Annotated in this window: 20 protein-coding genes; 11 read left to right on the top strand and 9 right to left on the bottom strand. The window is 56.3% G+C overall.

Features of this window, described 5'->3' with window-relative positions; all coding sequences use genetic code 11:
- Positions 1-16: 16 nt before the first annotated feature.
- The 3 genes from AAZT04_RS22865 to AAZT04_RS22855 all read right to left on the bottom strand — a co-directional run bounded on the left by AAZT04_RS22865 (position 17) and on the right by AAZT04_RS22855 (position 3,791).
- Positions 17-2,518 (bottom strand): fimbria/pilus outer membrane usher protein, encoded by a 2,502-nt coding sequence (locus tag AAZT04_RS22865; protein ID WP_434681894.1) that lies wholly within the window; start codon positions 2,516-2,518, stop codon positions 17-19.
- Positions 2,519-2,620: 102 nt separating this feature from the next.
- A complete protein-coding gene (locus tag AAZT04_RS22860; protein WP_048760457.1) occupies positions 2,621-3,172 on the bottom strand; it encodes a fimbrial protein in 552 nt (183 codons plus the stop codon).
- Between the two features lie 88 nt (positions 3,173-3,260).
- A complete protein-coding gene (locus AAZT04_RS22855; RefSeq protein WP_020837413.1) occupies positions 3,261-3,791 on the bottom strand; it encodes a fimbrial protein in 531 nt (176 codons plus the stop codon).
- 763 nt (positions 3,792-4,554) lie between these two features.
- Between AAZT04_RS22855 and AAZT04_RS22850 the strand changes: the two genes are divergently transcribed.
- From AAZT04_RS22850 to fetB, 5 genes are all read left to right on the top strand, one after another.
- Positions 4,555-4,968, top strand: coding sequence for a hypothetical protein (locus AAZT04_RS22850; protein ID WP_122080414.1), 414 nt, complete (start codon positions 4,555-4,557; stop codon positions 4,966-4,968).
- Positions 4,969-4,970: 2 nt separating this feature from the next.
- The gene (locus AAZT04_RS22845; RefSeq protein ID WP_434681891.1) at positions 4,971-6,137 is read left to right on the top strand and encodes an FKBP-type peptidyl-prolyl cis-trans isomerase N-terminal domain-containing protein; all 1,167 of its coding nucleotides are present in this window, start codon (positions 4,971-4,973) and stop codon (positions 6,135-6,137) included.
- A gap of 15 nt (positions 6,138-6,152) precedes the next feature.
- Positions 6,153-6,434: a FaeA/PapI family transcriptional regulator gene (locus AAZT04_RS22840; protein ID WP_041415077.1), complete on the top strand. Its 282-nt coding sequence runs from the start codon at positions 6,153-6,155 to the stop codon at positions 6,432-6,434.
- A 184-nt stretch (positions 6,435-6,618) separates the two neighbouring features.
- On the top strand, positions 6,619-7,296 hold the full coding sequence (gene fetA, locus AAZT04_RS22835; RefSeq protein WP_020837409.1) for an iron efflux ABC transporter ATP-binding subunit FetA: 678 nt from the start codon (positions 6,619-6,621) through the stop codon (positions 7,294-7,296).
- Entirely contained in the window at positions 7,283-8,056 is a 774-nt protein-coding gene (gene fetB, locus AAZT04_RS22830; protein ID WP_020837408.1) for an iron efflux ABC transporter permease subunit FetB, read from the top strand. The genes fetA and fetB overlap by 14 nt, the downstream gene beginning before the upstream one ends.
- Positions 8,057-8,124: 68 nt before the next feature.
- On the opposite strand, the gene AAZT04_RS22825 is transcribed toward fetB, so the two are convergent.
- Together AAZT04_RS22825 and AAZT04_RS22820 are read right to left on the bottom strand one after the other, a co-directional pair.
- On the bottom strand, positions 8,125-8,961 hold the full coding sequence (locus AAZT04_RS22825; protein ID WP_020837406.1) for a TIM barrel protein: 837 nt from the start codon (positions 8,959-8,961) through the stop codon (positions 8,125-8,127).
- A gap of 46 nt (positions 8,962-9,007) precedes the next feature.
- On the bottom strand, positions 9,008-10,435 hold the full coding sequence (locus AAZT04_RS22820) for a sugar porter family MFS transporter (RefSeq protein WP_046372444.1): 1,428 nt from the start codon (positions 10,433-10,435) through the stop codon (positions 9,008-9,010).
- 554 nt (positions 10,436-10,989) lie between these two features.
- Between AAZT04_RS22820 and AAZT04_RS22815 the strand changes: the two genes are divergently transcribed.
- Together AAZT04_RS22815 and iolB are read left to right on the top strand one after the other, a co-directional pair.
- On the top strand, positions 10,990-12,495 hold the full coding sequence (locus AAZT04_RS22815; protein ID WP_048760466.1) for a CoA-acylating methylmalonate-semialdehyde dehydrogenase: 1,506 nt from the start codon (positions 10,990-10,992) through the stop codon (positions 12,493-12,495).
- 370 nt (positions 12,496-12,865) lie between these two features.
- The gene (gene iolB / locus AAZT04_RS22810; RefSeq protein WP_434681887.1) at positions 12,866-13,687 is read left to right on the top strand and encodes a 5-deoxy-glucuronate isomerase; all 822 of its coding nucleotides are present in this window, start codon (positions 12,866-12,868) and stop codon (positions 13,685-13,687) included.
- Between the two features lie 45 nt (positions 13,688-13,732).
- On the opposite strand, the gene AAZT04_RS22805 is transcribed toward iolB, so the two are convergent.
- Positions 13,733-14,569 (bottom strand): MurR/RpiR family transcriptional regulator, encoded by an 837-nt coding sequence (locus AAZT04_RS22805; RefSeq protein ID WP_020837400.1) that lies wholly within the window; start codon positions 14,567-14,569, stop codon positions 13,733-13,735.
- Between the two features lie 196 nt (positions 14,570-14,765).
- Positions 14,766-16,694, bottom strand: a complete 1,929-nt coding sequence (locus tag AAZT04_RS22800) for a bifunctional 5-dehydro-2-deoxygluconokinase/5-dehydro-2-deoxyphosphogluconate aldolase (RefSeq protein ID WP_020837399.1) — start codon at positions 16,692-16,694, stop codon at positions 14,766-14,768.
- 533 nt (positions 16,695-17,227) lie between these two features.
- On the opposite strand from AAZT04_RS22800, the gene iolD reads away from it, so the two are divergent.
- From iolD to iolE, 4 genes are all read left to right on the top strand, one after another.
- A complete protein-coding gene (gene iolD / locus AAZT04_RS22795; protein ID WP_122080409.1) occupies positions 17,228-19,168 on the top strand; it encodes a 3D-(3,5/4)-trihydroxycyclohexane-1,2-dione acylhydrolase (decyclizing) in 1,941 nt (646 codons plus the stop codon).
- 64 nt (positions 19,169-19,232) lie between these two features.
- Positions 19,233-20,246: a Gfo/Idh/MocA family protein gene (locus tag AAZT04_RS22790; protein WP_046372447.1), complete on the top strand. Its 1,014-nt coding sequence runs from the start codon at positions 19,233-19,235 to the stop codon at positions 20,244-20,246.
- A gap of 39 nt (positions 20,247-20,285) precedes the next feature.
- Positions 20,286-21,170 carry a sugar phosphate isomerase/epimerase family protein gene (locus AAZT04_RS22785; protein ID WP_261104481.1) on the top strand — a complete coding sequence of 295 codons (885 nt, stop codon included), beginning with the start codon at positions 20,286-20,288 and terminating at the stop codon, positions 21,168-21,170.
- A gap of 60 nt (positions 21,171-21,230) precedes the next feature.
- Positions 21,231-22,127: a myo-inosose-2 dehydratase gene (iolE, locus tag AAZT04_RS22780; RefSeq protein ID WP_048760472.1), complete on the top strand. Its 897-nt coding sequence runs from the start codon at positions 21,231-21,233 to the stop codon at positions 22,125-22,127.
- Positions 22,128-22,187: 60 nt separating this feature from the next.
- On the opposite strand, the gene AAZT04_RS22775 is transcribed toward iolE, so the two are convergent.
- Positions 22,188-23,366, bottom strand: coding sequence for a P1 family peptidase (locus AAZT04_RS22775; protein ID WP_048760475.1), 1,179 nt, complete (start codon positions 23,364-23,366; stop codon positions 22,188-22,190).
- Positions 23,363-23,881, bottom strand: a complete 519-nt coding sequence (locus AAZT04_RS22770; protein WP_046372450.1) for a GNAT family N-acetyltransferase — start codon at positions 23,879-23,881, stop codon at positions 23,363-23,365. The genes AAZT04_RS22775 and AAZT04_RS22770 overlap by 4 nt, the downstream gene beginning before the upstream one ends.
- Positions 23,882-23,938: the final 57 nt, after the last annotated feature.

Below are 23,938 nucleotides of genomic sequence, written 5' to 3'. Positions count from 1 at the left end.
TTCTCTGCGTTACGGATTACAGTTTGGCGCACGGCAGCAGTAGCTGGTCCAGCGGCTTGGCGGCGCCCGGTATAACAATGCGGCACTGGCGTTGGCCTTCCCAGGCGACGTCCAGCTGCTCTTGCGGCTGTACGCCGGTCAGGTAGACCGAGCCGCCGTCGTTCACGACCGCTACCTCACGGCCTTTTTCGCTCAGCACCGTGGCGCCGAACGGCGGTTCGCTGCCGTCGGCAAGCTTGATGGTGGCCAGCAGCTTGCTGCCTTTCACCACCTCAAAGTGGCGATAGCCGATGGCGCCCTCGGTCAGCGTGCCTTGCACCACCGCTCGGGTGGCCTCCACGTCGTCCGCCAGGGTATTGACGTCGATGCGGGTGTCGGTGTTGTAGTAGCTGGTGATATCGGAGATCACCGCCAGGCCGAAGCGGTTGCTGTAGGCGCGGCCGTTGTTGATCGGCACCCCGGCGATGCCGTCGGTGTCCAGCATCATCCGGCTGCCACCGTTACTGGAGTTCTGGTGGGCGGCTATGCCGTGTCGGGTAGCGGTAATGCCACTGCGGAAGGTTCCGCCGATCGACGAATAGCTGTCCTGTTGGTAAGAGGCGCTGGCGTTGAGTGAGCCGAACGAGGCGTTATGGCTGTAGTAGCCGCGGGCCAGCGATTTGCCGGACTGGTTAAAGCCGCCGCTGACCTGCCAGGTGTTGTTCGGGTCGGTATAGTCGTTGTAAGACGCCATCTGCGTTACGTCGCTGTTGCTGGTTTGCAGTGAGTAACCGAGCCGGCGGCGATCGCCGATCGGCACGCTGAAGTTCAGCATCACGCTGTCATCGGTGCGGCCGTGATAGGTGGTACGGTAGGCCGACAGCGATGCGGTCACGTTGCTGACATTGCCGACGTTGAACAGCTTGCTGGCGGATAACCCGTAGCGATCCTGCGCCCTGGCATCCCAATAGGTTTGGTGCGAATAGGTCAGGTAAGCGGTGATCGCCTTGGCGCTGTCTTCCGCCATAAAGGTTTTGCTGGCGGTAATGGTGTACAGCTCTTTTTGGCGGCCGTTGTAGCGTTCGTCATAGTCGTTGTAGCGCTCTTGCAGATACTGCGACATGTTCATGAACTTGCGCTGTGAGAAGCGGTAGCCGGCGAAGGTGATCTGGCTGTTCAGCTCATCGAAGCGCTTGGCGTAGTTGACCTTGAACGACATGCCGCTGGCGGTAGGCTCATTGGGCAAACGGGCGATGGACTGCGTCACGTCCACCGACATGGCGCCGAACACGTTAAGATCGCGACCCAGGCCGAGCGCCCAGGCGTTGTAATCGCCGCCGAGCAGGGCGCCGCCGTACAGCGACCAGGCGCTGGTCAGCCCCCAGGAGAAGTCGCTGGCGGAAAACAGTGGCCCTTGCGTGCGGTGATCGTATGCCGAAGGTTTACCCACCGCGACGTTGTAGCGGACATAGCCGGGGCGCGTCAGGTAAGGGATGGTGGCGGTGTCGACCTGGAAAGTGGAGATGGTGCCGTCTTGTTCTTCCACCTTCACGTCTAACCGGCCACGTACCGAACTGTTGAGATCCTGAATGGCAAACGGCCCGGCGGGCACGGTGGTTTCGTACAGCGTACGACCTTCTTGCGAGACGGTGATCTTGGCGTTGCTCTTGGCAATGCCGCGTACTTCCGGCGCATAACCCTGCAGGTTTGGCGGCAGCATGCGCTCGTCGCTGGCCAGATTCAGACCGGTAAAGCGGTAAGAATCAAAGACCCCCGAGTCGAGAAAGATTTCACCGAGCGTCAGCTTGGCAGCCTGCATCGGCAGCGCGCGGTAGGCGTAGATCTGGTTCCAGTCGAAGTTGTTATCGCGCTCGCCGGCCTGCTGATTGTAATTGGCCTGATAGTCGGCACGCAGGCGCCAGGCACCCAGGTTGGCCCCCACCGTCCCGTAGCTGCTGAGATTTTCGGCGGTGTTGTTATTGTGGCTCTGCTTGCCGACCTGGCCGCTGATGCTGTAGTCCAGCAGCAGTCCGGGAATGCCGTCGTCCCACTGCTCCGGCGGTGTCCAGTCCGGATCGGAATATTTCATCCAGGCTTGCGGGATGGTGATGGCCAAGACGCCGCCGCCGATGCGGTCGGAGATGGTCGCCCCTTTGATGCCGCTGATATCGGCACAGCTGTTGTCGTGCCACAGAGTGATTTTTTTGAGGACGTCTTCTTTCAGCGCCATTTTCTCGACCAGATCCGGCGGCAGACAGACGCGAGAGCGATCCTTTTTATCCGGCGACGGATAATATTGAATGCTGCGCTGCGGCAAGGTTTTCTGGTTGATTTTGATATCCAGCAAATAGGCGCCGGGCATGACGTAATCGGCGTCGGAAAAACGCGATAAATCCACTTTGCTGCGATCGCCAATATCCAATACGTCGGTATTGAATTCCGTGGCGGAAAAAGCCGAATGCACCCAGAGGAAAGATAGAATGACGGTAAGGGGTATTTTTTTCCGTGTCAGTAATGACGTCATAGAATAATCACTCATGGCAAATCCGCGCCCAATAGCAGGTCATCCTGTACGACCTGAATACGTAATACGTGATGTCATTCAGTGCCTGACGGCGGCACCCGCCTAACGAGGCGTTACTTACAGATAAGACAGGGTGAATTTCGCCAGTGAGCTGAATCCGCCGGCTCTGGCCCTGTCGGGATGAATACGTAACTGAGCGCCAAAGCGCAGCGTGTTGTCGCCGGCGACAATCTGGTAATCCGCGGTGGTACTGCCCAGCGGTATCTGAACGCCGTTGGCGGTCAGTAGCTCAATAGCCACGCCCTGGGCTTCGCCATAAACCCCCAAGAGATCGGGATCTCGGCTGTCGGCGATGCCGTTGAAAGTGACGGTGGCCGCGCGGTAGATAAAGTCGGGTTTCACGATGCTGGCCAATTCGCAGTTCACCAGCTTGATCTCAAAGTTGCGGCGGCTGCCGATCAGTACCGGCTGCGTATCCAATGCCGCATCGGTCATCGAGATCAGGCCGAAATCAACGGTCTGGTCTAGGCTTTCGCTGGCAATCCCGCAGGGGGTTTCGACGATCTCGCCACCCAGGTTGAGTGTGCCGTGGCCCTGATTTTTCGCCGTCGCCTCTGCGCTGCAAAGGCTGAGCGCGATAAGCAGTACGCCCGAAATCCGGTTTGTCATGCTGGCGTCTCCCTGTAGCCGTTGGTCCCGTTACCCAATGTCCGTGCAGGTAAAACGGGGACACCAAAGTGGCGTCCCCGAGGGGGGATTACAGGTAAGCCAGTGTGAAGTTTGCAACGCTGGTGAATTCGCCTGGGACCACGGCGCCAGAAGCGCTGCTGCCTTGCAGATAAGCGGCGAATTTCAGGGAGTTATTACCTTCGGTCAGACCCTGGCCATCGGTTGCGGTGCCCAGTTCAACGTCTTTGGAATGCAGGTTGTCATAGATTCTGATGCCAGCGCCGGTTGCGGTGCCGCTCAGTGCCAGCAGTTTGCTGTTATCTGGATCCGGCGTACCGGTGAAGGTCACCTGGACGTTCTTCATGGTCGCAATAGAGCAATCTTTCAGTTCGATGCTGAATGGCTCAGAGCTGGATTTGCCTTCTTTAGCCAGCAGACGGCTGCTGATTTGGCCCATAGGGACAGTTTGATCAACAGATTCCGGTGCTACGCTGCATGGCGCATCAATAATTTCACCGGTAAAAGTGACTTTACCGCTGCCCTGGTTAGATGCGGCGTGAGCAACAGATGCAGAAGCGAAAGCAATCACGGTTGCCAGCATTAATTTATTCAGTTTCATTTCTCAAGTTCCTGTAGAGAGTATTTAAATAAAAAGAACAGCACATCTAAATCCCCCACAACAGCGGCAACGTCATGTCGCCGACGCCGTAGTTGGAGCCAGATCCTTTTGCTCTGGGCAATACGCCACCCTCCGTTATTCATGAGTGAATAACGAAATATTTTGGAAGTCGTACAAGCGAAATCCATAAAAGAAAAATAGGTATATCACCATAGCGTCTTGCTGGGATTATTCTTGCAAATAATAGGTGCGGTTGGAAATAGCTTTTATTAAGTTAAGTCAAATACAGAATATAAAACCAAAAGGAAAAAGAAATATATATAATTGAAAATCAATAGATCGTATACAAATATTATCCAGAATAAATGACTATATAAATAGCAATATGCGAGATATTAGATCGCCAGAATTAGTGTTCGCACTACAATTAGCAATATTGTTTTGATAATATCGCCCTCAGACAGCAGATGATGAATTCTGCGCGTTAATCGCGGGTAAAAAGTTAACTCTTTGTTTTTATGGGTGAACGCGCCGGTAATACTGGCCTGGGATGTGACTTTCATTCATTGTGGCTACGATAATTTCTTTTTGAGTTTTAACAAAAACATAACAATACAGATGTGTATCGGATTATTACCAATACCCGACTGTTATTGTGCGTTTTTGTTATTTAACTCGTTAGGATTAATCAGAAGCAGTCAGATAAAGCAGGGCTTCGCGACATAATAATGACCTAAGTGATAATTAAGGGATGATAAACGGAATGATTACCATAATTAATGATTCAACTCGCCGTTCCACCGTCGCTACGGCGCTGATGATAATGTCCTGTTTACTGCTGTCCGGTTGCGTAGGAAAAAATGGCACCGGCACGGTTGCCATGAAAAAAGTTTCACAGAGTAATCCTAAGGAAAACACTGATGAGCAACGGATCGCGCTTTGTCAGCAACGGGTCAACTCACTTAAGAATATTAATCCGCAAAGCTATCAGAAACGGATTGCTTATTTTAACGGGCTGTTGTCCAACGCCTCGGGATATGCCGGCATTCGCAGTAATGTCGATGAAAGCACCCGTAAAGCCATAGATGCGCTTTATAAATATAAAACCGAGAAATTCTGCGCCGACGTTGAGCATGAGCTGATGTCCGATCTGTCGAGCCGGGTGGAGAGCCTGTAATCATGAGAAGGTATGCGGAAGGAGCCGCTGCTTTGCTGCTGTTGTTGGTATGGGGCGCTGCATCGGCGGCAGAGATTGCACCTGGCAAGGATGACGGCATTCCCGCATTGCTGAAATTTGCCGAGCAACAGCAGGCGGTGCCGGTGGTGGAAAGTGCACCTGCAGCGCCTCAGCCGGTGACTGCCAAGCCCAAACCCGCCGCTGTTACGCGCGGAGACAACGCCCGTCTGACTGTGCTGAATCAGGCCCTGCAACGGCAAGCCGAAACCATCCGCCAATTGGAACAGCAGCTGGCGGCTCAGGCTCAACCGGCGGCGCCAGCCCCCAAGGCAACACCCAAACCGGACCCGATTGATATCCGGCCGCTGGTGGCCGCGTTAAAAGGGATCCGTAAGGCCATCGCCACGCCGCCAGACTTGATCGCCATGGCGGCGGCTCTGGCACGACAGCAGCGGATCGTCACGCAGCAAGAGCAGCAGTTGCAGCAGCTCAACCGTCAGCTAGCCGCGCAGCGACAACCGCCGGAGCTGGCCAGCGATGCCGATAAGCAGGCTTACGCCGCCGGGGTTTCGCTGGGGCGTGACATTCTGCATTTACAGGAAGAGAACCGCCGCTTGGGAATTGAAGCCGATCGCCCGCGCTTGCTGGCGGGCATTGCCGATACGCTGGCGGGGCAGCAACGGTTGGATGATGCCGCCATCGACAGCGCGCTAAAGGCCGCAGACGCTGCCTTGCAGCAGGCCCAACAGCAGCGACAGCAGGCGATACGGGGGGAGGGTAAAACCTACCTCGCCGATTTCGCCAAGCAGCCTGGCGTGCAAAAAGATGCGCTCGGTTTTTATTACCGTGTGGACTATGCCGGCAGCGGGCAGATAAACGCCAATGACAACGTCGATATCGTGGTACGCGAGAGCCTGCCCGATGGGCAAGTGATCAAGGATATGGACTTGGCCGGCACCACTATCTCTTTGCCTTTGTCGCAATATCCACCGCTGTTTCGCGCCGCCATCGGCAAATTGAACAAGCATGGGTCCATGACGCTGGTGGTGCCGCCAGTTCTGGCATACGGCGACAAAGGAAGCCCGCCCGCAATCCCCCCGGGCGCCACGATGATTTACACCTTGCGCGTGGCCGACGTGCTGCCGCAGGACAGGAGCAGGCAAAAGTAACCCAAGGAGTACGCGATGGCCAAGGCGCCGATAACATATGAAATCAGGAAGTCACATATGCTAAACGTGTTACGAAAACTCTGTATGGAGCGCGCGTCGGGGGCAGGGGAACATCACCCTCCGGCACCGGAACACTGGCCTAAAACCAGGGAGCTGGCAGACAAATGCGGTGAAAATATTTACACCACGCGCACGCTGTTATTGGCATTGGAAAAAGAGGGTAAAGTTCGTTGTACTCATCGCAGCATCAATAATTCGTTACGCTGGTATATTTGTGCATCACCCAAAAAAATGTAATTCCTTTCCTGTTTCGTCATTTTGACTACCCTTCACAGCGGATCAACACAGGGCTGACGGAGCGAAAAGCGCCTCAGCCCGACTCCTTTGTTACGACTAATGACCAGCCATTGGCAGTGCAATTTTTGAGGCCGTATACTGAGGGCCTGGGTGCAAATATTTTCATGATGGATGCGTGCTTATAATGAAGGAAAGCAAAGAAATACTGTTATTGGATGATATTCATTATCAAATAGACGAGCAGGTTATTTTAGATTCCGTGTCTTTCGGTCTGAATCAGGGCGAATTTAAACTGATTACCGGCCCGTCTGGCTGCGGAAAAAGCACCCTGCTAAAAATCGTATCTTCCTTGATCGACCCGACCCGTGGAAAAATTATTTTTGCCGGTAAGGCCATTACCGATATACCGCCGGAAGAGTATCGTCAACAGGTGTCATACTGTTTTCAAACCCCTTCGCTGTTTGGCGACAGCGTGTATGACAATATCGCGTTGCCCTACCAGATTCGCAAACAAAAACCGGACAGGAAAAAGATGCAGGCCGACCTGGTGCGCTTTGGGCTAGCGGAAAATATGCTGGATAAAAGCGTTAACGAATTATCGGGCGGCGAGAAGCAGCGAATTTCGTTGATCCGTAACCTGCAGTTTATGCCCAAGGTTCTGTTATTGGATGAGATCACCAGTGCGCTGGATGAAGATAATAAACGCAACGTTAATGAAATTATTCATCAACTGGTCGCGCAGCATGGCGTCGCGGTGTTGTGGGTTACGCATGATAAAGATGAAATCAAACATGCGGATGATGTGATTACTTTGAGTGCGCATGGCGCTCGGGCGCAGGAGACGACCAATGAACCAGCATAACATCAGCAATGAATCTTTGGCTTTGTCGATGGTATTGGTGATTATTGCTATTTTAATCAGCCATAAAGAAAAGCTGGCGCTGGAAAAAGACATTATCTGGAGTATTTGCCGGGCGGTGGTGCAACTGATCATTGTCGGCTACGTGCTGAAATACATTTTTGATGTAAATAACGCCATTCTGACAGTGCTGATGGTGCTGTTTATCTGCTTTAACGCCGCCTACAACGCGCAAAAGCGCAGTAAATATATCGATCATGCATTTATGACGTCGTTTATTGCCATAACCACCGGCGCGGTATTAACGTTGGCGGTGCTGGTACTGACCGGTTCGATTGAGTTTACCCCAATGCAGGTGATCCCGATTTCCGGCATGGTGGCCGGCAATGCGATGGTGGCAGTTGGCCTGTGCTACAACAACCTGGGGCAGCGTTTCAAAAGCGATCAGCAGAAGATTCAGGAGATGCTGAGCCTGGGCGCCTCGCCGAAGTTTGCTTCGGCGGCGCTGATCCGCGACAGTATCCGTGCTTCGTTGATCCCTACGGTGGACTCTGCCAAAACCGTGGGGTTGGTCAGCCTGCCGGGTATGATGTCGGGTCTGATCTTCGCCGGTATCGATCCGGTCAAGGCGATTAAGTACCAGATTATGGTGACTTTCATGCTGTTGTCGACCGCCAGCCTGTCGACCATCATCGCCTGCTACCTGGCCTACCGGAAGTTCTACAACGAGCGCCATCAGCTGGTGGTCAGCACGTTGAAATAATCTGGAGAAAATAAGGGTAGGGGCGCCCGGTTAAATCAGGGGCGAGCATGCTCGCCCCTTTGCGGCCGCTACCCTTGCAGCAGAGCGATGCTCTGACGGATTTCACGTTCTATATCCGCTGCCGTCCAGCTGTCCAGTTGCGACGAAAACGGCTCGAAGGCGTAAATGCCGGTGTAGCCCAGGCGCTCCAGATCCTGCACCTGCTTTTTGCTCTCCAGCCGATCTTTGTCACTCAGCATGATGCGTTCTTCGTCGCTTAATGCGCTTTTAGCACGCAGATCTTCCACCCCGGAAAGGTGCACCAGCCCAATGCCGTCGATCTGAATTTGCGCATCAAATTCAGGCTGCGTTACGTCGCTTAAATAGTGGTGGAAGGTATCCAGCACGATTTTGTACGGCGCGCCAGAATCCCGGATCAGGGACTGCGTCAGCAGCGATGAGCGCAGTGAGCTGATACCGAACCCCAACGGCTCCACATAGCCCTGTACACCGTATTGCCTGAACAGCGGAGCCAGCAGCTTAAGGGCCGCCAGCGTGTCGGTTTTTTTCTGCTCTTCGCTGCGGTTATCGCCCGCGCTGCAATGCGGGCACAGCACCAGCGCCTTGCTGCGGATTGCCTGAGCTTGTGACAACAGCGCCTCGGCGTTTTTCAGCAACGCGGCTTGATCGTCTAGCAGGTTAAACATGCCGAGCGCGTTAATGGTGACGATTTCGATACCGTATTTTTCTGCCAACGCATTTAATTGATCGTTGCTCAGGTTATCGGTCACCTTGCCGCTCGGCATATCGTTGCGCAGCTCTACTTTGTTGAGCCCGCACTTTTTCACCAGGCTGAAAAACTGTTCCAAATCGAGATTTGGCGCGATCTTGCGGTTGATGCAAAAACGGTCTGGCGCAATGGTCATGATGCATTACTCCTGAATGAGTTGATAAAGCCTGATATTTGCCGAGCTACAGCGGCGTGCGTTGTATTTCGGGTTGAGGTTGGCGATAGCGTTTTGCCATGACCACGTCCTCCATTTTTTCCAGCGATACCCCTCGCGTTTCAGGGATATAGCGGCCGATAAACCAGTAACTGAACAGGCAGCAGACGGCGAACACCCACATCGGGAAGGCACCGTGGAAGCTGGAGAACAGATAAGGGTTATCGTTGATCATCGGGAAGGTCTGAGACACGACAAAGTTGGCCAGCCACATGCAGCCGACGGCAATGCTCATGCCCTGAGAGCGCATGCGATTGGGGAAGATTTCTGACACCAGGACCCAGGCGCCCACGCCCCACGAGAGCGCATAGAACACCATAAAGAACAGCATGCCAAACAGCGCGAAGTAGCCGGTGGCCTCGGTATAGAGCGCATAGGAGGTGATCAGCAGGCCAGCGATGACGCCCAGCGTACCCCAACGCATCAGCGGGATGCGGCCCATGCGATCCATCAACATGGCACCGATGACGGAACCGACCAACTGCATCACGCCGATCCAGATGGTTTGGAACAGCGCTTCCTGCGCGTTTACGGTGACGGTTTTCAACACCACCGGAGCGTAATACATCATTACGTTAACCCCGGTGACCTGCTGCAGCATGGCGATCATGCAGCCAACGAACAGAATGAAGCGTACCCGTTTATCGGCATAGCTGAGTTTTTTCTGGCTGGCTTGTTGATCCTGTTTTATCGAGTCTTTGATTTCCTGCAGCACTTTTTTCGCATGTTCGGCGTTGGACACTTTGGTCAGCATCGCCAGCGCCTGATCGTCCCGGCCGACCATCACGCTCCAGCGTGGCGACTCTGGAATGATAAATACCAAAATGCAAAACAGGATGCAGGGCAGCACGCCGGAGGCGAACATCCAGCGCCAGCCCATCTCCACCAGCCAGGCTTCACTGGCGATGCTGGCGATTTTGAAGTTAACGTAGAAGATCACGATTTGGCCGAACACGATGGCGAATTGCTGCATGCTGAGCGCACGGCCGCGCATGTCTTTGGGTGAGACTTCCGACATGTACATCGGCGAAACGGTCGCGGCGATACCCACCGCCAAACCGCCGATAATGCGGTAAATCACAAACCAGGTGAAAGTTGGCGCCAGTGAAGAACCCACTGCCGAAATGGTGAACAGCACTGCCGCCAGCATCAGGGCCTTCTTACGACCGTATCGCCCGGCCAGTGGCCCGGCGGCAAAGGCACCGACCACGCAGCCGATCACCACGTTGGAAACGGCCCAGCCGGTCTCGGCGGGGCTGAGATTAAAATAGGTTTTCAGGGATTCGATCGCGCCGGAGATCACGGCGGTGTCGTAGCCGAACAAAATGCCGCCAAGTGCCGCAATGCCGCATATTCGCAGTATGTACCCGGTATTATGCTTACGCTGAGATGACATGTGTTGCTCCGATTTTTTTTCCTGGCTTCCACCCGCGCTGTTGGTTGTAGGGAAGAGGAGGCGGAAGGGGTTGGACCCTGCCTGTCATTAAGGCGGTGATAGTCGAATTAACGCTTCGGTAAACAAGAACATTTATTTCATAATTAGTGAATAATGAAATATTGATTTTTAGATCCAGTTCAAAAAAAACCGCAAATGCCCCTCAAGCGTTACCGCGCGATCCTTTAGCGTCTGGCCGGGTCGTCTTTCCCCGTGGGCTGCCTGTTTCTGTATAAAAGTCAGGGCTAATTCCCTGCCGTTGGCGCGTGAACACAGGGACCGCTTTTTTTCCTTCATGTAATGGCCTTGCACGGTGATGTGGCAAAACTGCGACCTTCCGCACTAAAAACAAATTTTCTAAAATAATTTATTTGAAACTTTTTTTTCAATGAAATAGAGTTTGCTTCATCCGGTCAGGATTTAGCCTGCTTGCGGGCAGTCTCCGGCAAGCGGTGTGATGAAAACGCTACGGCCGCAGACGGTCAGGCGACAGCGGACTTAAAAGAGGGTGAGACATGAAAACCGTGGGTAACTTTATTGGCGGGCAGGTGTGCCTGAGCAGCAGCAATCAAACCGTCGACGTGCATAATCCGGCTTCCGGGCAGGTTGAACGCCGCGTGACGCAGAGCACTGCCGCCGAGGTGAAGCAGGCCATTGACGTGGCCCACCAGGCATTTGCCGACTGGTCGCGCACCACACCGCTGCGCCGTGCGCGCATCATGTTCAATTTTAAGGCGCTGCTGGAACAGCATCGCGACGAGCTGGCGGCGCTGATTGTCAGCGAGCATGGCAAGGTGTATTCCGATGCGCTGGGCGAACTGACCCGCGGCATCGAAGTGGTGGAATTTGCCTGCGGCATTCCACATCTGATCAAGGGCGAATATTCTGCGGACGTCGGCAGCGGCGTTGACAGCTTCTCGCTGATGCAGCCGTTGGGCGTGGTCGCGGGTATCACCCCCTTCAACTTCCCGGCGATGGTGCCGATGTGGATGTTCCCTATCGCGCTGGCCTGCGGCAATACCTTTGTGCTCAAGCCCCCGGCGCTGGTGCCTTCGGCCTCGGTTCGCATGGCCGAACTGCTGAAAGAAGCCGGGCTGCCGGACGGCGTATTCAACGTGGTGCATTGCGCAAACGAAGAGGCCGCGCAGCTGTGCACCGATCCCCACATTCAGGCGGTGAGCTTTGTCGGCTCCTCTGCGGTGGCGGAACATATCTATACTACCGCCAGTGCCCACGGCAAGCGGGTGCAGGCCTTCGGCGCGGCGAAAAACCAGGCCATCATCATGCCTGACGCCGATCTGGACGCGACGGTCAATGCCCTGATGGGCGGCGCATTCGGCTCGGCTGGCGAGCGTTGCATGGCGTTGCCGGTGGCGGTGGTCGTCGGCGACGACACGGCCGATAAACTGATTGCCAGACTGAAGCCGCTGATCGCTCAGCTGCGCGTTGGTCCAGGGCTTAAACAGGGTGGCGAAGAAAACGAGATGGGGCCGCTGGTATCCTCGGCGCACCAGAAGAAAGTCCTGGGTTATATCGATCTGGGCGTGGAAGAGGGCGCTACCCTGGTGGCCGATGGCCGCAACTATCAGGTGGCGGGTTACCCGGACGGCTACTACGTTGGCGGTACCCTGTTTGACCACGTTACGCCGGAAATGCGTATCTATCGTGAAGAGATCTTCGGGCCGGTGTTGGGCATTGTTCGCGTGCCGGACTACCAGACCGCCATTGATACGGTGAATGGGCATGAATTTGGTAACGGCAGCGCTATCTTTACCAGTAACGGTCACTATGCGCGCCAGTTCGTGCAGGAAGTGCAGGCCGGCATGGTGGGGGTCAACGTCCCGGTGCCTGTCCCGATGGCGTTCCACAGCTTTGGTGGCTGGAAGCGCTCGGTGTTCGGTGCATTAAACGTTCACGGTACCGACGGCGTGCGTTTCTACACCCGGATGAAAACCGCCACCGCCCGCTGGCCAACCGGGCAGCAAACGGTGTCTGAATACAGTATGCCGACGCTGGGTTAAGGCACTATACCCGTCGTCTTTCAAGCCGCAGCGTTGTTACCTGCTTACAAGACCCATCCGTGGGTCTTACCCCTTCGGGGCCGCAGCAAGCAGCGTTCAAATCTGTTCCCGACAGATTTGTCATTCACCTCAGTCACTTACTTAAGTAAGCTCCGGAGGATGAATGAGCTGGGCGCCTGGCTGCAACTTGAAATCCATAGGGTATGTGCATCTACCCTGCATACTTGAAGCCGCATCTGTGTTGGCTGCGTGTATTTGGCCCAGTCACCCTGTAGGGGGCGAATAAATTCGCCCCGATTAATGCAGCGCCCCTACGATGATGCAACGCCAATTATTTGGGGTCTATTCATACTTAATTGGGAGAATTACCATGTCTTCATTGCTCGCCAAATGTCAGCAGCCAAATGCCGAGGGGCGCATCCAGCACGTCACCCCGGAGAATGCCGACTGGCGCTTTGTCGGGTTTGACGTCTATCGTCTCGAAGCCGGTCAGTCGCTGCAGTTGGAAAGCGGCGACAAAGAACTGTGCCTGGTGCTGGTCGCCGGTATCGCTTCTGTCGCTACCCTGCGAGCGGAATACCCGAGCATCGGTAAACGGATGAGCCCGTTTGAGCGCACCCCGCCTTATGCGGTGTATGTGCCGCATCACGATCGAATTGAAGTGCGCGCGGAAAGTGCGTTGGAGTTGGCGGTTTGCAGCGCGCCGGGCCACGGGCACCTGCCATCGCGGCTGATCACTCCGGCAGACGTGGGCGTAGAGCGGCGCGGAAAAGGGCGCAACCAGCGTCTGGTACACAATATCTTGCCGGACAGCGCGCCGGCCGACAGCCTGTTGGTGGTGGAAGTGTACACGGATGAGGGCAATACCAGCTCTTACCCTAGCCACAAACACGATCAGGAAGATTCGCCGGATGAAACCTATCTGGAAGAGACTTACTATCACCGGATCCAGCCGGAACAGGGCTTTTGCATGCAACGGGTCTATACCGACGAAAGGTCGCTGGACGAGTGCATGGCGGTCTATAACCGCGACGTGGTCAAGGTGCCGCGCGGCTACCACCCGGTGGCAACGCTGGCCGGTTACGACAACTACTATCTCAACGTGATGGCCGGGCCGGTGCGCCTGTGGAAATTCACCTGGGAAAAAGACCACGCCTGGATTAATAGCGACGGATACCCAGCGGCGAAATAATTCGCATCAGGCCCGGCTAGCCGGGCCTTGTTGATCCTGCACGTATTACTCTTCTTTGGCGTTATTCAGCGCCAGCGAGACCGCCAGGGTTTGCGCCAGACACATAGAGGCGACCTGGGAGCGGAAACCGTCCACCTGCGCCTCGCGCACCACAAAGCACACGTCGCTGAAGGCGGCCAGCGGGCTGACCTGGCTGTCGGTAATGGCAATCTGCTGTGCGCCACGCTTGGCGCCCAACTCCACCAGTTCCAACGCTTCCTGCGCATACGGCGAATAGCTGATGGCGATCACAACGTCATTGGGTTTCACCATGCTGAGTTGCTCGGTAAACATGCCGCCCAAACCGTCGATCAGAAAGGCCCTGCGCTCCAGGTGACGCAAGGCATAGGTGAGGTACGAGGCGACGCTGAATGAGCGACGCAGACCGATCACGTAGATATTTTCGGCGTTGTTCAGCAACTCAACCGCGCGATCCAACTGCTCGGGGCTGGTTTGCATCGCCAGCTGTTGCAGGGCCTGAGCATTGACCATGGTGAAAACGTTAAGAATTTCCGCCGGCTTTTCCGGCGCAACGTTATCGTCGGTAGAGGTCTGGCGAAACAGGCGAGCGCGTTCGGTGTAGTTGACCGTTTCTTCCATCAGGTGCTGGCGAAAAACCTGTTTCATTTCGTTGAAACCGCTGAAGCCAAACGCGTTGGCAAAGCGGATCAGGGTCGACGGCGGGACGCTGGCCTGTGCGGCGATGGAGGCGACGGTATCGAAAGCAATGCTGTTACTGTTATCCAAAATGTAACGCGCCACCTGTTTCAAACGCTTGCTCAGCGTTTCATAACGGTGGCGGATCTCGTCCTGTAACAGCGAAAGTTGAGTTGGGTTGTTCATCCATTCGGCTCGCAGTGTGGGCTAAGGCGTATTGGCCTGACGCCTGAATTATTGACAGCTCATTCTAACAGATGGAGCGGAAGTTTCATTTCACCAAAAAGCGATTTATTCGATTGCAAGTTGCGTTACTTCACAGAAAACCGGCAAAAAAATCCCCTTAAAGCGGCGAAAATCGTTTAAGGGGAGGGTTTGTCGATTAAGACGAGTGAGAGGTTGGGCGGTATTGGCGCCAGAAGCCAATCAGCGTCAGGTATTTTTGTTTCACCTGCTCGATTAAGCCGGCGTCATCCAGTTCGCCCTGCAACCAGCGGCGTGAAGGCTGGCCGAAGATGGTGCGGCCGACGGCAAAACCTTTTACCCAACGGGCGTCTGCCGCCGCGGCGAAACCGGCCTTCAGCGTTTCTTCCGGTGAGTCCAGCCCCAGTATCAATACGCCACGGCAGAATGGATCGTTCGCCTCTATCAAAGCCCCCACCCGCTGCCAATTTTCTGCGCTCAGCGGCGGCAATTTCCACCAGTCGGGCTTGATGCCCAGCGTGTAAAAATATTGCAACATCTCCAGATAGTAGCTTTCGGCCTTGTCGGCGTTGCTTTCCGGCAGGATCACCTCCAGCAACAGTTCGTGGCCGGACTTGCAGCAACCGCGATACACGTCGCCAATCAGTTCATCCTGCTCGCGACGCAGCTCGGCGGCGTCATGCGGATGGTAAAACACCAGGCACTTCACCACGTGCTCCTGCGGCCAGTCGATCAGCTGCGAGCCAATATTGCCGTGCTCCAGTCGTAGCGGGCGTGAACTGGGCAGCTCGATCGGTCGGCCAATCCACCAGCCCTGGCCGGTGATGCTGTTCAGCGCCGCCTGCCCATAGGTGGTATCGGCCAGAATGCCGCTGTTGCCCTGCAACCCGGCAACCTCGGCGGCCTGTTGCGCCGCGGTCAGCAGCAGGGTTTTCAGTTTGGGAATGCGTTCCTCGCTGACATTGGCTTCTCGCGCCATGTCCGCCAGCTGTTTGCGGTGGTCGAAAGCGAACACGCACAGCTCCGGCCACTGCTGTTTGCGGGTAGTGACCCGGTGCAGATGGTTAAGCCGCGCATCGCGATCCGGACGTTTCACTTCCTGTTCGCGCTGCAGGTAGTCATCCAGTTCTTGCTTGGTTGGCATCGCCGGCGCACAGCCGTGACGCGAAACCACCAGTGCGCCGCAGGCATTGGCATAGCGGCAGGCCTGATCCCAACCTTCATCGTTCAGGTAACCGCGCAGCAGGCCGGACATAAAGGCATCGCCCGCACCCAGTACGTTCAGTACCTCAACCCTTACGCCGGAGTGCAGTTTGACCTGTTGCCAGCTTGTCGGGATCTCCGCTTCAAATACCGAACAGCCCTGGGCGCCGCGTTTGCAAACCAGCGTGGCCTGGGTCGCCTTGCGCACGTTTTTCAACGCGGTCAGGGTATCGGTGCTGCCGCCGGCAATATGAAACTCTTCTTCGGTGCCGACGATCAGATCAAAGTGATGCAGCACTTCTTGCAGTTCGCGGGTCACTTTTTCTGACTCGACGAAACGGGTTTCACCGTCGCCCAGCGATGTCAGGCCCCACAGCACCGGCCGATAATCGATATCCAACGCGGTGCGCAGACCGTGGCGTCGGGCGTATTCCAGCGCCTTCAACACTGCCGCGCGGGTGTTCGGATGCGACAGGTGGGTGCCGGTAATGGCCAATGCCCGTGACGATGCAATGTAGGCCTCGTCGATATCGTCCGGCGTCAACGCCATATCGGCGCAGTTTTCGCGATAGAAAATCAGCGGGAAGGTTTCCTGATCTTTTATGCCGAGGATCACCAGGCCGGTCAGGCGCTGGGGGTCGGTAATCAGGCTTTGGGTGTCGGCCCCGACGCGCTGCAGTTCTTCGCGCAGGAAACGGCCCATATGTTCGTCGCCGACGCGGGCCAGCATGCCGGACTTCAGACCCTGAATGGCCGTGCCGTAAGCCACATTGCCGGAAGAGCCGCCGAGATATTTTGAGAATGTGCTGGCATCTTCCAGGCGTGCGCCGATTTGCTGTGCATAGAAATCGACGGCGATACGCCCGAGACAAATGACATCAAGCTGTTTTTCTTGTGTAGCCATACCCGTTTCCTTCTGTATTAAGCGAAACCCCGACTGCGAAGCATTTTTGGAGTATGAGGAATAAAAATTTCAATTTCAAGATTGAATGAAATTTACACCCCAAAAATGTGATGCATTTAAAACCCCGTTGCTACAACGGTAAAGGGCATCGAAAACCCCGCCCGCCCTGAGGTGAAACGCCGAGGGGCGGCAAGGGTATCCTTGGTGTCACAGGCTGATGGTGCCAAGGGTTGCTGTGAGTTCAGGCGGTGTTGAGCGGACGCCTCAACGGATGAAAGGGTGGCTAAGTCAGTGAATTCTAAAGGCATGGATGAAACGGGGTTTTCATCATTATGGGATCTTTATCGCAAAATGAAATGTTTCTTCTGTAATGTGATTTTATGAAAAATATATTTGTTTATAATCCCAACACGTTTCAGGTTGTCGGCTTAAGCAGGGTACAGCGCTTGCTGACGGCGAGTATCACACAGCTTATCTGGTTCGGCATGCAGCTGGTGCCGGCGCGGGCGAGACTAATCTAAAAGGGTGAGTAAATGGGCAAGATCCGGTTAACCATGGCACAGGCACTCGTCAGGTTCCTCGACAACCAGTACCTGTTGGTCGACGGCGTGGAAACCAAATTCGTCAAAGGCATCTTTGCGATTTTCGGCCACGGCAACGTCCTCGGTCTGGGGCAGGCGCTGGAGCAGGACAGCGGTGAGCTGGTGGTGCATCAGGGGCGTAACGAGCAGGGTATGGCCCACGCAGCGACCGGCTTCGCCAAGCAGAAGCTGCGTCAGCAGATCTATGCCTGCACCTCTTCCGTCGGGCCCGGCGCCGCCAATATGATCACCGCCGCCGCGACCGCCACCGCCAACCGCATTCCTTTATTGCTGCTGCCGGGCGATGTTTACGCCTCGCGCCAGCCGGACCCGGTGCTGCAGCAGATTGAACAGTCCTACGATCTCAGCATCAGCACCAATGACGCCTTCCGTGCGGTGAGCAAATACTGGGACCGCATAGTGCGTCCTGAACAGCTGATGAGCGCCTGCATCAATGCGATGCGCGTGCTGACCGATCCGGCGGAAACCGGCGCGGTGACGCTGTGCCTGCCGCAGGACGTGCAGGGCGAAGCCTATGACTACCCGGACTATTTCTTCCAAAAGCGTGTGCATCGGCTCGATCGCCGCCCGGCGACCGCCGGCATGCTGGAGGATGCGTTGGCGCTGCTGACCGCTAAACGTCGCCCGCTGCTGGTGTGCGGTGGCGGGGTGAAATACTCGCAGGCCGGCCAGGCACTGCGTGACTTCGCCGAGCGTTTCCACATCCCGTTTGCCGAAACTCAGGCGGGCAAAGGCACGGTGCCTAGCAGCCATGAATTCAACCTGGGGGGCATCGGTGAAACCGGCTGTCTGGCGGCGAATACGCTGGCCCGTCAGGCCGATCTGGTGATTGGCGTGGGCACCCGTTATACCGACTTCACCACTTCGTCAAAATGGCTGTTCCAGGATCCGGACGTCGATTTCCTCAATATCAACGTCAGCGCTTTTGACGCCGGCAAGCTCGACGGCGTGCAGGTGTTGGCCGATGCCCGCGAAGCGCTGTCCGCACTGAGCGAACGGCTGGCACAGGCAGATTATCGCGCCGGCTGGGGTAATGCCATTGCCGACGCACGCAGCGCACAACAGCAGGAAACCGCCCGGGTTTATGCGGTGGAATACACCGGAGAAGGTTTTGTTCCTGAAATTGACGATCACCTCGATCGTGACCGCGTGTTTGCCGAATTTATCGAAAAGACCGACTCCTTGTTAACCCAAAGCCGGGTGCTGGGGGTGCTGAACCAGCATCTGCCGCAGGACAGCGTGATCGTCGCCGCCGCGGGCAGCCTACCGGGTGATTTGCAACGGGTGTGGCACAACCACGGCGAACAGGGTTATCACGTGGAATACGGCTACTCCTGTATGGGCTACGAGGTCAATGCCGCGCTGGGGGTCAAGCTGGCTGAGCCGAACCGCGAGGTGTATGCGATGGTCGGCGACGGCGCCTTTATGATGCTGCATTCCGAACTGGTCACGTCGATTCAGGAAGGCTGCAAAATCAACGTGGTGCTGCTCGACAACATGACCAACGGCTGCATCAACAACCTGCAGATGGAACACGGCATGGACAGCTACACCACCGAGTTCCGCTTCCGCAACCCGCAGGGCGGTAAGCTCGACGGCAATTTGGTGCCGGTCAACTTTGCCATGCTGGCTGCGGCCTACGGTTGCAAGACCTACAGCGTGACCACCGAGCAGCAGCTGATCGAAGCGCTGGCCGATGCCCGTCGGCAAACCGTGTCGACCCTGCTGGACATCAAGGTGCTGCCAAAAACCATGGTGCACAAATATCTCAGCTGGTGGCGCGTGGGCGGTGCCCAGGTTGCCGATAGCGAAAAAATCGTCGCCGTGGCCCGCAAGCTGCAGGAAAACATCGATAAGGCCCGCGACTACTGATCAGGATCCCGTTTGATTACCCAGACCTTGCGTCTGCCGCAACTATTTGAAGAGGATAACGAAAATGACATTGAACATTGGGGTTATTGGCACCGGCGCAATCGGTCGGGATCACATTCGCCGCTGCAGCAAAGTGTTGCAGGGCAGCCGTATCGTGGCGGTCAACGACATCAATCGCGACAGCGCCGCCAAGGTGGTGAGCGACCTGAAGCTGGACGCCAAGGTGTATGACAACGGCCACGATCTGGTCAATGCGGCGGACGTGCAGGCGGTGCTGGTCACTTCCTGGGGCCCGAGTCACGAAGAGTTCGTGTTGGCCGCGATTGCCGCCGGTAAGCCGGTATTCTGTGAAAAGCCGCTGGCGGTTACCGCTCAGGGCTGCAAAAACATCGTCGAGGCCGAAGCGAAACACGGTAAACGTCTGGTGCAGGTCGGCTTTATGCGCCCTTACGATCAGGGTTACCGTGCATTAAAACAGGTGCTGACCAGCGGGCAAATTGGCGAACCGCTGATGCTGCACTGCGCACACCGCAACCCGACCGTCGGCGAAGCTTACACCACGGATATGGCGATCACCGACACCCTGATCCACGAGATTGACGTGCTGCGCTGGCTGCTGGATGACGACTATGTCTCGGTGCAGGTCGTGTTCCCGCGTAAAAGCCCCAAGGCGTTCCCGCACCTGAAAGATCCGCAAATTGTGCTGTTCGAAACCGCCAAAGGCACGCGCATCGACGTCGAAATTTTCGTTAACTGCCAATACGGCTATGACATCCAGTGTGAGGTGGTGGGTGAAACCGGCATTGCCAAGCTGCCAGAGCCGTCTTCGGTGCAGATGCGCAGCGGCGCCCGACTGTCTACCGAAATTCTGACCGACTGGAAAGACCGCTTTATCGATGCTTATGACGTCGAGCTGCAAGGCTTTATCAATGACGTCTTGGCCGGCAAGCTGACCGGGCCTTCCGCCTGGGATGGTTATGCCGCTTCTGTCACTGCCGACGCCTGCGTGGCCGCGCAACTCAGCGGTGAAATTGTGCCGGTGACCTTGCCGCCGCGCCCGGCTTTTTACGGCAACTGATGGGTTGAGCGCCGCACTTACGTTTAAAGAGGAATGACCATGAAGATCGCTTTTGATGTGGATGTCATCAGGGACCTTGGCATCACCAAAATGGTTGAGCAGGTGGCGGACTGGGGCTATCAGTATATTGAGCAGTCGCCACACCCGCAGATCAATCCGTTCTACAAGCATCCGAAAGCCGGGCGCGAAGTGATGGCGGAATACAAAAATGCGCTGAAGGCCACCGGCGTGGAGATTTCCTCGTTTATCGTGGTGTATCGCTGGTCCGGTCCGGGCGAAGATCGCCGCCAGGCGGCGGTCAAAAACTGGCGCCGGATGATTGAAATCGCAGTGGAAATGGGTGTGCAGGTGATCAATACCGAGCTAGCGGGTAACCCCAATGAGCCGGAGATCTGTGAAGAACTGTGGTACCGCTCAATGGAGGAGCTGCTGCCGATTATCGAGCGCGAAGGCATCCGCATGGAAATCCAATCGCACCCGTGGGATTTCTGCGAGCTGAGCAACGAAACCGCCGATATCGTCAAGTCGTTACGCAGCGATCACGTGAAGTATCTCTACAGCGTGCCGCACACCTTCTACTACGACAAAGGCCAGGGTGACGTGGCCGGCATGCTGAAATATGCCGGTGACGATCTCTCGCACGTGTTGATAGCCGACACCATGAACCATACCAAGCACTGCCGCTATATCGTCAACCCGCCGGGTGTAGACGCCGCCGTGCACCAGCATATGGGTATCGGCGAAGGGGAAGTGGATTTCGATGCCCTGTTCCAGACGTTGCGCGATATGGAGTTTGCCAATCGTAATTTTAAGGTGGGCGGCGAATCCATTATCTGCACCTCGCTGTTTGGCTATCCGGAACGAATGAAAATTCAGGCGGTAGCGACCCGAGAGCGCATCGAAAAAGAGCTGTTGGGTAAATAAATTTCTCGGCTGCGTGGGTGTGAAATCACCGGCGTGCTGCTCCTATGATTGAGGCTGAAAATGAATAAAGACAACGTAAAACTGGCCATCGCCCCGATTGGCTGGACCAACGACGACATGCCCGACCTGGGCAAAGAGAACACTTTCCAGCAGTGCGTCAGCGAAATGGCGCTGGCCGGGTTTACCGGCAGCGAAGTGGGCAGCAAGTATCCGCGCGATCCGGCGGTGCTCAAGCCGATGCTGGATATCCGCGGCATTCAAATCTGCAACGCCTGGTTCAGCACCTTCTTCGCCGATGGTCAGAAAGAAAAAACCATTGATGAATTTATTAACCATATGAATTTCCTGCATGCGATGGGCGCCAAGGTGATTGGCTGCTCCGAGCAGAGCAAAAGCATTCAGGGCACCACCAAAGGGGTGTTCGAAGAAAAGCCGTATTTCAACGATGAAGAGTGGCAGCGAGTGGCCGATGGCTACAATGAGCTGGCCAAGATAGCTGCCGGCAAGGGCATGCAGGTCTGTCTGCACCACCATATGGGTACCGGCATCCAGACTACCGCCGAGATCGACCGCTACATGAGCATGGTGAACGACGACGTCTACCTGCTGTTTGATACTGGCCATGCTTACTATTCAGAAGGCAGCCAGCAGGCGATGATGGCGATACTGGAAAAATACCTGCCGCGTATTAACCATGTGCATCTGAAAGACGTACGTGACGACGTGGTGGCCGAGGTAAAGGCTAACAAACTCAGCTTCCTCGACGGCGTGAAGAAAGGCACCTTTACCGTGCCGGGTGATGGGGTGATCGACTTCCGTCCGGTGTTTAAACTGCTGGATGAGCGCGGTTACAAAGGGTGGATGGTGGTGGAGGCCGAGCAGGATCCGGCGCTGGCCAACCCGTTTGAGTATGCGGTGAAGGCGCGCCGTTATATTAAAGAGACCGCCGGCATTTAATTCGCAGGCGATCGGCAAGGGGCGCTCGAGTCATCGATGCGCCCTTTTTTATTGGCAACGTCAGGCGAGGGTTTTCCAGGTGGTTACCTGTCCGCCGGGCCATGGGGTCGCCGCATAGACACCACGGGCGATGGCCCGTGCCAGGGTGTCCGCAGCCAGTGCACCTATCTGCAGCACCGCCAGCTCTCGGCTGCCTTGCACCTCACGCTGCCCGGTGGATAAGGCAAACACCACATCGCCGTCGAACGGGCTGTGTAGCGGGCGGATAGCGCGTGCCATGCCGTCCTGCGCCATCATCGCCACGCGTTTCAGCTCCACCCGGGTTAACGCCAGATCGGTGGCGATGCAAGCCAGGGTGGTGTTCTTCCTGCCGCCCGTCGGTTCTTCTGGCATCCAGTCTTCACCCTGGCCATGCAACTGCGCCAGCGCTGCGGCACCGCCGTTGCCAAACTCGCCGTCGATTTCATAAGGCGTCGCCCAGAAGGCACGGGTCCCGGGGGCGACGACCGACCCTAGGCTATTGACTGCCACCAGTGCGCCGACGGTAGCGCCATTGGTCGCCACGATCGACGCCGAACCCAGCCCGCCTTTCAGCTTGCCCATGCCGGTCATGGCACCATAGCCAGCGCCAACGGTGCCGAGCGGAAAGTCGTGGCCGGCCTTGCCGGCGGCCTCTATCCCCAATTGGCGATAGGGCGGGGCGAGCTGCCAGTTTTTATCGCCGGCGTTGCTTAGATCATACAGGCAGGCGGTGGGTACGATGGGAGAGACCGGTACGCCTGGTGCCGGACGCAGGGCGTAACCACGCCCCTGTTGCCCCAGCCAGGCTGCGACGCCATCTGCCGCCGCCAGCCCATACACCGAACCGCCGCTCAGCACCAGTGCATCAAGGGTTTGTACCAGATTGTCTTCCCCCAGCGCATCGGTTTCGCGGGTTGCCGGGCCGCCACCGCGCACATCGACGGCGGCGATCGCCGGGCTATCCGGCAGGATCACCGTGGTGCCGGTACGCACCCGGCTGTCCTGAGCGACCCCGACCTTCAGGCCGGGCACGTCGGTAATCAGGTTACGGGCGCCGGTTCGAACGGCGGGAGAACTTGGCATTGCGGCCCCCAGGAAGGTGGTGGGAGAGAGGATGCCGATAGCACCCGTTACGCAGGCCAGCGTTTGCACGAAGGTGCGACGGCTGACGGTGAAGGGGCGGTTTGCCGCCCCTGGTTCACTTTTTATCTCACTCATGAGGCTGATTTTTTCTGCTGTTCACTGCGAAAGCGAGCCATATGGTAAGAATCTACCAGTACGCCGTCGCGCATGGCGTAAGCGCGGCTGGTCCCTTCGATTTCAAAACCGAACTTGCGGTATAGCGCGATGGCCGCCTGATTATCGGTAAATACCGTCAGCTCGATGCGTTCGATGTCTGCCCAATTGTCGCACAGGTCAATCATCGCTTTCATCAGGCTGCTGCCGACACCTTTGCCGTGGTGGTGATCATCGACGCCGATGCCAAAGGTCGCCACGTGGCGGCGGCGCACACGCTGATTCAGCATCACGCTCAACTGACCGACAATCTGTCCGTCGATGCAGGCCACCAGGCTATGCGTGCCCGGTTCGAGGTTGGCGAGGCGCTTGTGCCATAGTTCGACCGACGGTAGCGGAAGATGTAGCGTGTCACGGTAAGCCTTCGGCTGAGAATAGAGTTGATGCAGGGCCTGTGCATCTGCCGTTTCCACGTGACGAACTACGATTTCACTCATTACGCTGCTCCTTTGGCTTACCGGTTGAATAACCTCTGAATTTATCGGTTTATTGTG

This window comes from Serratia sp. Je.1.23.a (assembly GCF_051129805.1).
GTDB classification, from domain to species: Bacteria; Pseudomonadota; Gammaproteobacteria; order Enterobacterales; family Enterobacteriaceae; genus Serratia; species Serratia liquefaciens.
The sequence above is the reverse complement of the archived record's forward strand: the minus strand, read 5'-3'. Positions and strand labels throughout refer to the sequence as shown.